Source organism: Nocardia sp. NPDC058666 (assembly GCF_042714895.1).
GTDB lineage: Bacteria > Actinomycetota > Actinomycetes > Mycobacteriales > Mycobacteriaceae > Nocardia.
The window spans coordinates 50,309-66,911 of record NZ_JBHXRY010000005.1 but is presented as its reverse complement, the minus strand read 5'-3'; the positions used below and the strand labels follow the sequence as shown (position 1 = coordinate 66,911).

The window sequence follows — 16,603 nt, the reverse complement described above, 5'->3', positions numbered from 1 at the left end:
GTTGAACAAAAACCGTCGACAAGATTGTGCCATCCGCACAAATTTCTGGTCGAATCGGTCCTGACGTCGCAAAACGAACTGGTCATGTGGTCACAAGATGGTGACTTGTGGTGTCATGGTCGCCGAACGCCCCGATATTCGACTCTTTCGTGCTTGTTCGACACTGGTCCGCCCCCGGTAGACCGAATCCGACAGGGTTCGTGGGTCAATCGCAGAGCTGTGGGCAGGACACGTGAAGGATGTTGTACCGCAATGGGTGAAGTTCGCCGAACGCCGCGTAGTCGAGGCAATCGGAAGTCGAGCACTCCCCTCTTCGCGCAACTCCTCACCGCCGCGGTCGACACCGCGGCAGACACCATTGCCGTGTCCTTCTCCCCCGTCGACGGCGAACGTCGCGAGCTCACCTACACCCAACTCGATGAGTACTCGTCCCAGTTGGCCCGCGATCTGCTCGCGCGCGGGATCGGCCCCGGCGACATCGTCGCGCTGGGTTTCACCCGTTCGATCGAATCCGTGGCCGCTATCTGGGCGGTGGCCAAGACCGGTGCCGCGTATGTCCCCGTCGACCCGGCATTGCCCGCGGAGCGCATCGCGTACCTGCTCGAGGATTCCGGCACGATCCTGGGACTGACGGTCACCGCGCACCGCGAGAAGCTGGGCGATTCCGTCGAGTGGCTGGAAGTCGACGCCCACCACGACCGCATCGCCGCGCACCCCACCCACCCGATCTCCTATCTCGATCGCGTCCGCCCGCTGACCGATCAGCACCCGGCCTATGTCATCTACACCTCGGGCTCCACGGGCCGCCCCAAGGGCGTGGTCGTCACCCACACCGGCTTGGGCGCGCTGGTCGCCGCGGCCAGGGAACGCTATTCGGTCGGCCCCGACGACCGTGTCCTGCACGTGTGCTCCCCGAACTTCGACGTGTCCGTGCTCGAGCTGCTGCTGACGTTCAATTCCGGTGCCACGCTGGTGGTTTCGCCGTCGACGGTGTTCGGTGGCCATGACCTGGCCGACCTGTTGCGCCGCGAACGCGTGACCCACATGTTGATCACTCCGGCGGCGCTGGAATCGGTAGACGCGCACGACCTGGACGACCTGCGGGTTGTCGTGGTGGCGGGCGACGCGTTCGGCCCGACCCTGGTCGACCGGTGGGCGGAAGGTCGCGCGTTCTTCAACGGTTACGGTCCGACCGAGGCCACCATCTTGGCCACCGGCACCACCGAACTGCTGCCGGGTGCGCCGATCACCATCGGCGCGGCCTTCGCCGGAGTCGGTGCGGCGGTGCTGGATTCGCGTCTGCGCCCGGTTCCCACGGGGGTGGCGGGTGAGCTGTATCTGTCGGGTCCCGCGCTGGCCCAGAGTTACCAGGGCCGCCCCGGTCTGACCGCGGAACGTTTCGTCGCCTCACCGCTGGCCGGTGCCGGGTCGCGCATGTATCGAACCGGCGACCTGGTTCGACGTACCGCCGACGGCGATTTCGAGTATCTGGGCCGCTCCGATTTCCAGGTGAAGATCCGTGGTTTCCGGGTGGAACTGGGCGAGATCGACGCCGTGCTCACCACTCACCCCGACATCGAGTACGCGGTCACCCTGGGCGCGAAGGCCGATTCGGGCGCGACGGTGTTGGTGTCGTATGTGCTTGCCCGGGACGGTGTTTCGATCGACTCCGACGAAGTCGCCCGTTTCGTGGGCACGTCCCTGCCCGCCCACATGGTCCCGACCGTCCTGATGACCCTGGACGAGATCCCGCTGACCCCCAACGGCAAGCTCGACCGAAACGCCCTGCCCACACCGGTTTTCGGTGCGGTCGGTTCGCGTGCGCCCGAGGGTCCGGTCGAGATCGCGATCGCCGAATTGTTCACGCAGATCCTGGGCGTGGAGCAGATCGGTGCCGAGGATTCGTTCTTCGCTGCCGGTGGCGACAGCATTTTGTCGATCCAGCTGGTGTCGCGGGCGCGCAATGCCGGTATCTCGTTCACCCCGCAGGCGGTGTTCGAGCACCGCACCGTCGCCGGTTTGGCGCGGGTGGCGGTGTTGGGTGCGGAGTCCGCTCCGACCCTGGCCGAGCTGCCCGGCGGTGGTGTGGGCGAGATGCCGCTGACGCCGGTGTTGGCGGCATCGGTGGCCGGTGGTCGCGTGTTCAGCCGATTCACCCAGCAGATGGTGCTGACGCTGCCCGGTGACATCGACCGCAATGCGTTGGTGGACACCCTGACCGCGGTGATCGATCACCACGACATGTTGCGTGCGAGCCTGCGCCAGGTCGACGGACAGTGGCAGCTGCACACCCTGCCGCCGGGCGCGGTGGACGTGAACACCCTGCTCACCCGCGTCGACGTCCCCGCCGACAGCGACCTCGACGAATTCGCCGACACCGCCATGGATTCGGTGCTGACCTCGCTGGACCCGCAGGCCTACCGGATGATCGGTTTCGCCTGGCTCGCCCGCGAGAACGGCCCGCACGGCCTGGTCGTAGCGGCCAACCACGCCGCGATCGACGGTGTGTCCTGGCGAATCCTGTTGTCGGACTTGGTCGCAGCGTGGGCACAGCACGGTCAACGGGTCGTGCTGCCGCCGGTGGGCACCTCGTTCCGGCGCTGGGCGCACGGGCTGACCGACGAGGCGACGGCCAGGCGCGACGAGCTCGACCACTGGCAGGCCACTTTGGCCGTGCCCGACCCGCTGCTGGGTGACCGCCCGCTCGACGCCACCGACACCGCGTCGACGGTGCGCACCATCAGCGTCGAGGTCCCCGCCGACGTCACCGAGGCGGTATTGACCGACCTGCCCGCGCTGTACCGCGCGGGCGCCGAAGACGGTCTGCTGGCCGCGTTGGCCATGGCGGTGCGCACGTGGCGGTCGCGTCGCGGCATCGTCGCCCCCGCGACCCGTGTCCGGCTGGAAGGTCACGGCCGCGAACAGTCCGCGCTCGACGGCGCCGACCTGACCCGCACGGTCGGCTGGTTCACCAGCATGTACCCCGTCGCGCTGGACCTGAGCGAAGTCGACAACGACGCCGTCTGGCACGGCGGTTCGGCCACGGCCGCCGCGGTCAAGGCCGTGAAGGAGCAGCTGCGCGCGGTGCCGCACAAGGGCATCGGCTTCGGCATGCTGCGCCACCTGGACCCGGAGTCGGCCCCGCAGCTCGCGGGCCCGCTCGGCCAGGTCGGCTTCAACTACCTCGGCCGTATCTCCGCGGGCGACGTCGCGAACGCCGACGTCAGCTGGCTGCCCACCGCGGAGTGGGGTGAGCCGGTCGCCGAGCAGGACCCGGCCCTGCCCGCTGCCGCCGTCGTCGACATCAACGCCTTGGCGACCACCACCGACGCCGGTCTGCAACTGCGCGCGTCGTTCTCCTACGCGTCGGAGATCATCGACGAACAGTCGGTCCGCGAACTGGCCGACTGCTGGACCGCGGCTCTGACGATCCTGGCCGACCATCTGCGCGACCCGGCAGCGGGCGGCCTGTCCCCCGCCGACGTCCCCCTGGTGCAGGTCACCCAGACAGAACTGGACACCTGGCACAGCGAACGCCCCAGCCTGAGCGATGTGCTGCCGCTGGCGCCGTTGCAGCTGGGTCTGATGTTCCTCGCCCAGGTCTCCCCGGCCGACCCGTACCTGGTCCAACTGGCCGTCGAGCTGGCAGGCGACGTCGACACCGACCGTCTGCGCCGCGCAGCCCAGGCCGTACTGAACCGCCACGCGATCCTGCGCACGTCCTTCGGCACCTCGGCCGCGGGTACCCCGGTCGGCTTCGTCGCCGAAAAGGTCACCGTCCCTTGGCAGATCGTGGACACCGACGGCCGCGACGCGATGGAGTTCCTGGCCGCGGAAGCGCGCATCGGTTTCGACCTGACCACCCCGCCGCTGCTGCGCTTCACCCTGTTCCGTCGCCCCGACGGCATGCACCTGGTGTTGACCGCGCACCACCTGCTGGTCGACGGCTGGTCGATGCCGTTGCTGATGCAGGAACTGCTCATCTGCTACGCCACCGACGGTGCGGCCGCGGTCCTTCCGCGCGTGCGCCCCTACCGCGACTACCTCGCGTGGCTGGCCGACCAGGACCGCTCCGCGGCGTTGCGGAAGTGGCGCGAAGCGCTGTCGGGCCACCAGCCCACCGTTCTCACCGCCGCGGTCACACCCCCGACCGAGCTGGCCGACGGTCACGGCATGTGCGCGATCGACCTGTCCCCGGAGCAGGCCCACGAGCTGGCAACCGCCGCTGCCGCCAACGACGTCACCGTCAACACCCTGTTCCAAGCGGCCTGGGGTCTGGTGCTGGCCGGCGCGGTCGGCCGCGACGACGTCGTGTTCGGTGCCGTGGTGTCGGGCCGTCCGCCGCAACTGGACGGTGTGGACGGCATGGTCGGGCTGTTCGCCAACACCATTCCCGTGCGAGTGCACTACGACCGGTCCGCACCGTTGCGAAACCTGTTGTCGCAGCTGCAGTCCGAACAGATCGCCCTGCTCGACGGCCACCACTTGGGTCTGGCCGAGATCCAGCGGGCCGCGAACGCGGGCGAGCTGTTCGACACGCTCATGGCGTACGAGTCGTACCCCGTGGACACCGAGGGAATGCAGCGCGCCCACGGTTCGATCGACGGCCTCGAGATCGTCGACGTGAAGGCCGCCAACGCCACGCATTACCCGGTAGCGGTCGGTGTCGAGGTGGGCGAGGGGATTCGCGTCGGCGTGCAGTACCGCCTCGACCTGATCGACCCGAGCATCGCGCAAGCGCTGGCCCAGCGTCTGCGCACCGTCCTGGACACCCTGGTCCACACACCGGACCACACCCCAGCCCAACTCCAGCGCACCCTGGATCAGCGCAACGACCCGATCGCGGAGTCCGCCTACTGGCGCACCGTGCTCACCGACCTGCCCCAAGACCTGAACCTCCCGGCCGACCGCCCCCGGCCCACAACGACCGTAAAGGCTGACGCCGGAATCGCTTTCGAGATCCCCGCCGATCTCCACCAGCGCATGCGCGACTTCGCCGAAACCCGCGACACCACCGTTTTCAGTCTGGTGCACACGGCGTTCGCGGTGCTGATCGCCCGACTGTCGGGCACCGACGACATCGCCATCGACGTTCCGTGCCCTCAGTTCCCGGACACGAATCTCATGCTGCGACTCCGTGTTTCGGGCAGTGTCGAGGACCTGATCGCCGACGCCACTGCAGGCGCACGCCGGGCTTTCGCGCGTGAAGGTTCGCGTCGCGCGATCTTCACCGTGGACTCTCCTGAGCAGATGCGGTTCGCGATGGCGACCGGAACATACCCGAACACTGACGTGGTCGACCGCGATCTCGTTCTGTCGCTGCGTATTCCGTCGCCGTCAGGCGAAGAGATCGCCGCGCTCCGGGAGTCGGACAACGCCGATGATCGTCCAGGCCACAGCGACGACCGCGGGGCTCGATCTTCGACGGGTATCGACGCCGAATTCACCTACGCCAGCGCCCTCTTCGACGAAGAGACAGTCGCGGTTTTCGCGCAGCGCCTGATCCGCGTACTCACCGCCGCCATCGACCACCCACACACCCACGTCGGCGACCTCCCGATCCTCAGCGCCACCGAACAACAAACCCTCACCGCACGCACCGAGCACCCCCACCTTGACCACGCCCTGTTCCCCGACCTGGTCGCCCGCGGCACCGAACTGGGCCCCGACCGCATCGCCCTCCGTCACGAGGGCCACTCGATCACCTACGGCGAACTCTCCGAGCAGACCGCCCGCTACGCCCGCGAACTCATCGCCCGCGGCGTAGGCCCCGAAGTCGCTGTCGCGGTTGCCCTTCCACGTTCGGCCGACATGGTCATCGCCGCCCTCGCCATCGCCGCAGCCGGTGGCGTGTACGTGCCGATGGACCCGCGCAACCCCGCACACCGCCTCCAGCACCTGGTCACCGATTCCGGTGCGGCACTGGGCATCACCGCCCCCGTCCACCTGGCAGACCTGCCCGATGACCTGACCTGGCTGACCCTGGCCGACCTCGACCGCACCGCACACCCCACCACCCCGATCACCGACGCGGACCGCCTCGCCCCGTTGAAGGCGGACCACCCGGCCTACACCATCTACACCTCCGGTTCCACGGGCCTGCCCAAGGGCGTCACCGTGACCCACACCGGCCTGGCACCCCTGGTCGACGAGGCAGTACGCCGCTACCGTCTCGAGTCCGACCACCGCTTCCTGCACATCTGCTCCCCCTGGTTCGACCCGTCCGTGCTCGAGTGGCTGTGCGCGTTCTCCACCGGCGCCACCCTGGTCGTGGTCCCCGCCGACATCGCGGGCGGCGTCGACCTCGCGGACCTGCTGGCCGCGGAGTCTGTCACCCACGCCATCATCACCCCCGCAGTCCTGGGCACCCTGGACCCCACCGGTCTGGACGCCCTGGAATCGCTGTCGGTCGGCGGCGACGTGACCACCCCGGAACTGCTGGCGAAGTGGCAGCCCGGCCGCCGCTACCTCAACGGCTACGGCCCCACCGAAACCACCATCATCTCCTCGTACGCCGAACTGATTGCCGGACAACCGATCACGATCGGCAGCCCCGTCCAGGGCACGCACGCGATGATCCTGGACACCCGCCTGAACCCGGTCCCGCGCGGTGTCACCGGCGAGCTCTACCTCACCGGCACGGCCCTGGCTCGCGGCTACCGCAACCAGCCCGTCACCACCGCAGCCCGCTTCCTCCCCGACCCGTGGGGCACCCCCGGCACCCGCATGTATCGCACCGGCGACCTCGTGCGCGTGCGCAGCACCGGCGAGATCGACTACCTGGGTCGCGCGGACACCCAGCTCAAGGTCCGCGGCTTCCGCATCGAACCCGGCGAGATCGACGCCGTACTGGCAAGCCACGAATCCGTGGATTTCGCGGTGACCGTGGGACGCAAGACCGCCGCCGGATCGACCACCCTGGTGTCGTATGTGCTTGCCGCGCAACCCCATACGCCCGACCCGACCGCGCTGACCGAGTACGCCACACAGCGTTTGGCCGCGCACGCGGTCCCGTCCGCGATCGTGGTCCTGGACGCCCTGCCCCTGACCTCCAACGGCAAACTCGACCGCAACGCCCTGCCCGAACCGGTCACCGCGACCGCATCCGCCGCCGCCCCCACGGGCGCGATGCAAACCCGCCTGGCCGACCTGTTCGCCCGAGTCCTGGGCGTGGAATCGGTGGGCGTGAACGACTCCTTCTTCGCGATCGGCGGCGACAGCATCCTGTCGATCCAGCTGGTCTCCCTCGCGCGCGCCGCGGGCATCGTGTTCACCACCCGCGACGTGTTCGAACACCGCACTGTGGCAAGGCTTTCCGAGATCGCCGCCATCGACAGCCCGGACACCCCGGTCCTTGCGGAACTACCCGGCGGCGGCATCGGCGAAATCCCGCTGACCCCGGTCCTGGCCGACTTCCTGACCACCGGCTCCAGCGACCGCTTCGCACAGACCATGGTCCTGGCCCTGCCCGACGACATCGACCGCGCGGGCCTGATCACCGTCCTCACCGCGGTCCTGCGCCACCACGACATGCTCCGCTCGCGCCTGCGTGCAGTCGGTGACGACTGGCAGCTCGAGGTCCTGCCCCCGCACGCGATCGACGTGAACGCCCTGGTCACCGAAGTCGACGCGCCTCCCGGCAACGCCGATGACCTGACCCGAATCGGCACCGCGGCCATGGATTCGGCCCTGTCCGCGCTGGATCCCGCGCAAGCCCGCATGATCGCCTTCACCTGGATCCGCAGGCAGAACGCCCGCGACATCCTGGCGGTAGCCGCGCACCACTACGTCATCGACGGTGTGTCCTGGCGAATCCTGTTGCCCGACTTGATCATCGCATGGTCTCAGCATGCCGCGGGCCAGCAGATCACCCTGCCCCCGACCGGCACCTCGTTCCGTCGCTGGGCGCACGGCCTGACCACCGCCGACCGCACCGCCGAACTCGCCCACTGGCAGCAGGTCCTGTCCACCCCCGACCCGCTACTGGGCACCCGCGCAGTCGACAGTTCCCTCGACACCGAGGCGACGATGCGGTCGCTGACGGTGCAGATCCCCGCCGACCTCACCGAACCGCTGCTCACCACCCTGCCCGCCCAGTACCGGGCAGGCGCGGACCACCCGCTGCTGGCCGCGTTGGCCCTGGCGGTGCGCGTGTGGCGGGCCCGTCGCGGCATCGACGCCCCCACGTTGCGCCTGCGTCTGGAAGGCCACGGCCGTCAGGAAGACGCCGTCCCCGGCGCCGACCTGACCCGCACGGTGGGCTGGTTCACCACCGTCTACCCCGTAGCCCTGGACCTGTCGGCCATCAACCCGGCGACCTTCGACGACGAAGCCCTGGCCACCACGGTGCGCACCGTCAAGGAACAGCTGCTGTCGGTCCCCGATAGCGGCATCGGTTTCGGTCTGCTGCGCCGCAACCATGAAACCCGAAACCTGTTGTCGGGCAATGTCGGTCAAATCGGCTTCAACTACCTGGGCCGCGCGACCACGGGCACCGCACCCACCGACGACACCGCGTGGCTGCCCACCGCGGACCTGGGTGACATCGAGGTCGACTACGACCCCGACCTGCCCGCGCACACCGTGCTGGACATCAACGCGATCGCGGTCACCACCGACACCGGTCTGCAACTGCAGGCCAACTTCCGCTACGCCACCGGCATCCTCACCGAGTCCGACGTGCAGGAACTGGCCGATGACTGGACCGCCTGGCTCACCGCGTTGGCCGACCACACCCTACACCCCTGCGCGGGCGGTCTGACCCCGTCCGACGTTGCGCTGGTACAGGTTTCGCAACACGACCTCAACACCTGGCGCCAGCAGTACCCCGGCCTGTCCGATGTCCTGCCGCTGTCCCCGCTGCAGAACTCCCTGCTGGCCCTGGGCGACATGCTCGACGAATCGGTGGCCGCCTACGTCATCCAGCTCATGGTCGACATGACCGGTGACCTGGACACCGACCGCCTGCGCAGCGCCGCCGCCACCGTGCTGCACCGCCACGCCAACCTGCGCTCGGCCTTCGTCACCGCCCCCGACGGCACCCCCGTCCAACTGGTCGCCGACGCCGTCGAAGCCCCCTTCCACATCGTGGAAGCCGACGACAGTGACCTGCCCGCCCTGCTGGCCGCCGACCAGCAAGCAGGCTTCGACCCCACCGTCGCCCCGCTGCTGCGTTTCACCGTGTACACCACCGGTTCCGGCCGCAACCATCTCGTGCTGACCGGCCACCACATCCTGCTCGACGGCTGGTCCATGCCGTTGCTGATGAAGGAAATGTTGGTCCTGTACGCCACCCACGGCGACGCGACCGTGCTGCCCCCGGTGCGCCCGTACCGCGACTACCTCGAGTGGCTCACCCGCCAGGACCGCACCGCTGCCGAACAGGCCTGGTCCGAATTCTTGACCGACGTGGAGCCGACCGTGCTGGCCCCCGAACTGACCTGGCCGCGCGCCACCGACACCGGTTTCGGCCTGTGCGAGTTCGAGTTCGACGCCGCCCACACCGCGCAACTGACCGCGTTCGCCACCGCCGCCGAGGTCACCCCCAACACCGTGTTCCAGACCGCCTGGGGCCTGGTCGTGGCCGCGACGTCGGGCCGCGACGACATCGTGTTCGGTGCCACCGTGTCCGGCCGCCCGCCGCAGTTGGACGGTGTGGGCGACATGATCGGCCTGTTCGTCGACGCGGTCCCGGTGCGCGTGCGCCTCACACCCACCGACACCGTCGGCGACCTGATCCGCACCGTCCAAGCCGAACAGGCGTCGCTGCTGGATCACCACCACCTAGGCCTGGGCGCGATCCAGCGCGTGGCCGGCCTGGGTGAACTGTTCGACACGATGCTGGCGTTCGAGTCCTACCCCGTCGACGTGGAAGGCCTGCAGCAGGCAGGCGGCGCCCTGGACGGTTTGTCCATCGACGACCTGCAGGGCGCCGACCACACCCACTACCCGCTCACCGTGCTGGTCTTCCTCGGCGCCCGCACCCAGGTCCAGATCAAATACCGCCGCGACCTGGTCTCCGACACCGTCGCCCAGGCGATCACCGACCGCCTGCGCACCGCCCTGGACGCCCTCACCGCCACCCCGACCACCCCCGCGAGCACCATCACCGCCCAGCTCGCCGCCCCCACCGACCCGATCACCCGGTCCCGCTACTGGCGCACCGCCCTGGCCGACCTGCCCGCCCCGCCGGCCCTGCCCACCGAGCCCCACGCCACCACGTCCGGGCACGCCCGGTTCGCGATCTCGCCGACCCTGCACCGCGACCTGCTCCACCTCGCCGACACCGCGAATGTGCACCTGTCGACCGTGGTCCGCGCCGCCCTGTCGGTGCTGCTGGCGCGACTGACCGCTTCCGACGACATCGTGATCGCCACCTCGAACCCAGATCTGGTGCTACGCAACACCATCGACCCCACCGAACCCTTCGCCGACCTGCTCGCGCACGCACACCACACCGAAACCCGGGCAGTCGCCCACGCGGGCATCCCCTTCACCGACCTGGCCCACCTGCTCGGCGTGGACTCCCTGGCACAGGTCTGCCTCGAGTTCGGACACCGCGACCCAGCGACCGACTCCAGCGACCTCACCGTGTCGGTGCTCGAGGCCAAATCGGCCATGTCGATCGAAATGACTTTCGCCCGAACCCTTTTCGACGACCACACGGCCGACACCTTCGGCAAACGCCTGGTCCGCCTGCTCACCACCATCACCGCACATCCCCACACCCCTACCGGCGACCTGCCCCTGAGCGACCACGCCGAACACACCTTCCTGACCTACCTGGGCGACACCCCGCAATCCACGACCATCGGCACCCTTCCGGCCCTGCTGGTCCGCGGCACCGGTTTCGGCCAGCACCGAATCGCGGTGCGCGACAACGGCATCGACTACACCTACGGCACCCTCGACGCCGACTCCTCCCGACTGGCCCGCGTCCTGATCGCCGAGGGCATCGGCCCGGAAACAGTCGTAGCCTCGGCCACCCCCCGCTCCTACGCATCGATCCTGTCGCTGTGGGCCATCGCCAAAGCGGGCGGCGTCTACCTGCCCGTGGACCCGAACTACCCCGCCGACCGCGTCCGCCACATGCTCGCCGACTCCGACGCCACCATCGGCCTCACCGTCACCGCGCAAGCGAACGACCTGCCCGCATCCGTGCGCTGGCTGATCCTGGACGACCCGGCTGTCGAGGCCTGCATCGCCACCACCCCCTCGACCCCGGTGCACGACAGGGACCGCCGCGCCCCGCTGCGCCGCGACAACACCGCGTACATGATCTACACCTCCGGCACCACCGGCGTCCCCAAGGGCGTCACGGTCACCCACACCGGTCTGGGCGCACTGGTCGCGCACTCCGCGGCCCTGATGCGCCTGCGCCACGACCACCGCATGTTGCACGTGTGCTCGCCCAGCTTCGACCAGTCCATCGAGGAGATCAGCACCGCCTTCCACCACGGCGCCACCCTGGTCATCGCCCCGCCCGACACCCTGGGCGGCACCGACCTGCACGACCTGCTGACCACCGAGCAGGTCACCCACACGATCATCACCCCCGCCCTGCTCAGCACCCTGGACCCGCAGTCCCTGCCGGACCTGCAGTGTGTGTCCGCGGGCGGCGAAGCCACCACCGCCGACCTGCTGGCCACCTGGCAACCCGGCCGCAGCTTCCTCAACGGCTACGGCCCCACCGAGGCCACCATCGGCGCCACCTACGCCACCCTGCGCGCAGGCGACCGCGTCACCATCGGCCGCCCCGTGCCCGGTATGCGCGCGGTCGTCCTGGACGCCCGCCTACACCCGGTTCCCGTGGGCGTGTCGGGCGAGCTGTACCTGGCAGGCCCCGCGCTGGCCCGCGGCTACCGTGGCCGCAGTGCCGCCACCGCCGACCGTTTCGTCGCCTGCCCGTGGGCACCACCCGGCGAACGCATGTACCGCACCGGCGACCTCGTGCGCTGGGTCAACGGCGACACCTACGAGCTGGAATACCTGGGCCGCACCGACTTCCAGCTCAAGATCCGCGGCTACCGCATCGAACCGGGCGAGATCGACGCGGTGCTGATGCGCCACCCGCAGGTGAGTTTCGCGCTCACGGTCGGCGCGCAGAACCCCGCCGGGGAAACCGCGCTGGTGTCGTATGTGACCGGCCGCGACATCGATCCCGGCGCGCTGACCCGCTGGTCGTCGTCGATGCTGCCCCCGCACATGGTCCCCGCCGCGATCGTCGTGCTCGACCGCATCCCGCTGTCGTCCGCGGGCAAGATCGACCGAAACGCCCTGCCCGCACCGGAATTCGCCACCCGCACCTACCGCGAACCCGCGCCGGGCCTGGAACGCGCGGTCGCCGACGTGTTCGCCGAGGTTCTCGGTGCCGAACGCGTGGGCGCCGACGACAACTTCTTCGACCTGGGCGGCAACTCCCTGCTGGCCACCCGCCTGACCGCACGCCTGAGCGCCGCAGTCGACATCCGAGTCCCCGTGCGAGTCCTGTTCGCCGCCCCCACCGTCGCCGAATGCGCGGTCGAGATCGCCGGTCTGACCCGCGCCGTCGTCCGCCCGGCCCTGCGCTCCCAACCGCGACCGGCCCAGATCCCGCTGTCGCCCGCGCAGCAGCGCATGTGGTTCCTCAACCGCTTCGACACCGGCACCGCCGCCTACAACATCCCCGTCGTGCTTCGCCTGTCCGGCGCCTTGAACCCCACCGCCATGCAGCAGGCCTTCACCGATCTCGTTGCCCGCCACGAGATCCTGCGCACGGTCTACCCGGCCGTCGACCACGCACCCGCACAGGTGATCCTGCCGCTTGACCACCCCGACGTCCCCGTGCTGAATGTGGCCGCCGCCCACGGCATGACCGAAGACTCCGGCCGAACCGTCACGTGGCACGACATCTCCGACGACCCCGCCCAAGCTGCCACCAGCGACGCGATGAAACTCGCTGTCGCGCAACTGGTATCGACCGACTTCGACGTCACCGCCGAAGTTCCCCTGCGTGCGACCCTGTTCGAACTGGCCCCCGACGAATACGTCCTCGCCATGGCCGTGCACCACATCGCAGGCGACGGCTTCTCCGGCGGCCCCCTGACCCGCGACCTGGTCATCGCGTACACGGCCCGCGCCCAAGGACACACCCCCACCTGGGCGCCCCTACCGGTCCAGTACGCCGACTACGCCCTCTGGCAGCAAACCCTGCTGGGCGACGAAACCGACCCGGCCTCCATGGCCGCCACCCAACTCGCCTACTGGCGCACCGCCCTGGCCGACCTGCCCGACCAGCTCGAACTACCCCGCGACCGCCCCCGCCCCGCGATCCAGTCCTACGCGGGCGGGCGCGTCCCGTTCACCATCGACACCCCCACCCACGCCGCGCTGACCGAACTGTCACGCACCCACGGCGCGACCCTGTTCATGGCCGTACACACCGCCCTGGCCGTGGTGCTGGCCCAACTGTCGGGCACCACCGACATCGCCATCGGCACCCCCACCGCGGGGCGCGGCGAAGCGGTCCTGGACGACCTGATCGGCATGTTCGTCAACACTCTGGTGTTCCGCACCCGAGTCGACGGCGACGCGAGCTTCGCCCAGCAGCTGGCCCGCCAGCGCGACACCGACCTGCAAGCCTTCGCCCACGCCGACATCCCGTTCGAACGCCTGGTGGAAGTCCTCAACCCCGCCCGCTCCACCGCACGCCACCCGCTGTTCCAGGTCGGCCTGTCGTTCCAGAACCTGGCCGAAGTCCACATGGACCTGCCCGGCATGAGCGTGTCCTCGGTGGAACTGGACCGCGAACTGTCCCAGTTCGACCTGCACCTGATCCTGGCCGACCGGTACACCGCCGACGGCGCCCCCGCCGGCATCACCGGCTACTGCACCTACGCCACCGACCTGTTCGACGCCGCCACCGTCGCAGGCTTCCTGGACCGCCTCACCCGCCTGCTCACCGCGGTGATCACCGACCCCAGCGCACCCCTGCACACCATCGACCTGCTCGCCCCCGCCGAACGAACCCAGATCCTGCACACCTGGAATCACACTGCGCACCAAGCAGATCCGAACACCACCCTGGTGTCGCTGCTGGACGCCACCGTCGCCGCGGCACCCGACGCCGAAGCACTGGTCGCGCACGGTGCCCGCCTGACCTACGCCGACGTCGACGCCCGGGTGAACCGCCTCGCCCGCCACCTCATCGCCGCAGGCGTCGGCCCCGAAACCCGGGTGGCACTGGCGATCCGCCGTTCAGTGGACCTGGTCATCGCGATGTACGCGGTCAGCACCGCCGGCGGCGCCTACGTCCCGATCGACCCCGATCAACCCGCCGCACGCACCCAGTACATCCTCGACACCGCCGCACCGCTGCTGGTGCTGTCCAACACCGACACCGGTTTCACCGCCACCGACAGCGCACCCGTGGTGTGCATCGACCAGGTGAACCTGTGGGCGCACAGTGCCGCCCCGATCACCGACCGCGACCGCCGTTCACCCCTGCGCCCCGCGAACACCGCCTACGTGATCTTCACGTCGGGTTCCACCGGGCGGCCCAAGGGTGTGGCGGTGTCGCACGCGGCGATCGTCAACCAATTGCGGTGGAAGATCGAAGAATTCGGTCTCGACGACACCGACGCCGTGCTGCTGAAGACCGCCGCCACCTTCGACCTGTCGGTCTGGGAGTTCTGGTCCGCGGCAGTCTGCGGCGGCCGCCTGATCCTGGCCACGCCTGACGGTCACCGCGATCCCGCGTACCTCGCGGACCTGATGCGCCGCGAACAGGTCACCACCCTGCACGTCGTCCCGTCGATGCTGGACACCCTGCTGACCGAGAAGCTGCCCGACTCCCTGCGTCGAGTCCTCGCCATCGGCGAAACCCTGCCGGTCGCACTGGCTGCCCGCTTCGAAGCCGCGGCCCCCGACACCGCCCTGTTCAACGTCTACGGGCCCACCGAAGCCGCGGTCTCGATCACCAGCCACCGTGTGAGCACCGCCGACACCACCACGATCCCGGTCGGTGCCCCGGTCTGGAACAGTCAGGTCTACGTCCTGGACGCCCGTCTGCGCCCCGTCCCGGCGGGCGTGCCCGGCGAGCTCTACCTCGCAGGCACCCAGCTGGCCACCGGCTACCTCGCCCGCCCCGACCTCACCGCGCAACGTTTCATCGCCAACCCCTTCCAGCCGGGCACCCGCCTGTACCGCACGGGCGACCTGGCCGCATGGAACGCCCACGGCGAACTCGAATACCGTGGCCGCACCGACTTCCAGCTCAAGATCCGCGGCTACCGCATCGAGCTAGAGGAAATCGACGCCGTGCTGGCCACCCACCCCGACGTCGGGTTCACGGTCACGGTCGGACGCGAAAACCAAACCGGCGCAACCGTGTTGGTGTCCTACGTCGTGCCCGCGCACGGCCACACGGTCAGCGTGGACACCCTCACGCAGTGGGCCGCGCGGTCCCTGCCCACCCACATGGTCCCCACCACGATCATGGTCCTGGACCAGATCCCGCTGACCCACATCGGCAAACTCGACCGCGCCGCCCTGCCTGCCCCCGACGTGGCCACCCGCACCTACCGCGCCCCCGACACCGCCATCGAACACACGGTCTGCGACATCTTCGCCGACGTCCTACACCTGGACCGCGTCGGCATGGACGACCACTTCTTCGAACTCGGCGGCACGTCCCTGAGCGCCACCCGCCTGTCCACCCAACTCAGCACCGCCACCGCCGCGACCATCCCCGTCACCTGGATCTTCACCACCCCCACCCCCACGGGCATCATCGCCGCCCTGCGTGCCAACGGCGCCCAGAGCGCGGGCCCCGACGCCGCGTTCGACATCCTGCTCCCGCTGCGCCCCACCGGCACCGGCGAACCGTTGTTCTGCATCCACCCCATCAGCGGCATCGCCTGGTCCTTCAGCGGCCTGGCCGCCCACCTGGACCGCCCCCTCTACGGCCTACAGTCCCCGGCCTTGAGTTCGACCGACCCCCTGCCCGATTCGATCGAACAGTGGGCGCTGCTGTACCTCAAGCACCTGCGCGCCGTGCAACCCGAGGGCCCGTACCACCTGCTGGGCTGGTCACTGGGCGGCGTCATCGCCCACGCCATGGCCGTGCAACTGCAGGAAGACGGCGAAGAGGTAGCGCTGCTTGCCATGCTCGACAGCACCTTGTCCTGCGCAGCGCAGCCCTCCACCACCGACACCACCGTGACCACCGCCGACCTGCTCGGCGGATTCGCCGGCGCGGATTCCGACGAACCCCTCGACGCCCACCAACTCGCGCGCACCCTGTGCGAACTGTCCGCGCCCCAGGCCTCGCTGGACCCGTCGCGCATCGACCGCATCGTCAACGCGGCCATCACCTCGGTGGCCTTGGACGCCGCCTATCATCCCCGCCGTTTCGACGGCACCATCACCTATTTCACCGCCGCGGAAGACGACCCGACCGCAACCCTCGGCGCCTCGTCATGGACCGACGCCACCACCGCCCCCGTGCGCAATCACCCAGTGGCAGCGACACATTGGCGAATGACCGAAGACCACGCCCTGGCAACGATCGCCGCGGTCCTACGGGAGTCGCCCTAGAATCGGCACGCAATCCGGGGTCCCGGCC

1 protein-coding gene is annotated in these 16,603 nt (G+C 69.4%); it reads left to right on the top strand.

Annotation, left to right across the window (positions count from 1 at the left end):
* Positions 1-252: 252 nt before the first annotated feature.
* Positions 253-16,575, top strand: coding sequence for an amino acid adenylation domain-containing protein (locus ACFWVD_RS14080; protein WP_379242610.1), 16,323 nt, complete (start codon positions 253-255; stop codon positions 16,573-16,575).
* Positions 16,576-16,603 lie beyond the last annotated feature (28 nt).

Bases quoted from the DNA above. Each gene is read 5' to 3' on its own strand.
- ACFWVD_RS14080 (WP_379242610.1), top strand. From the start codon at position 253: ATGGGTGAAGTTCGCCGAACGCCGCGTAGTCGAGGCAATCGGAAGTCG.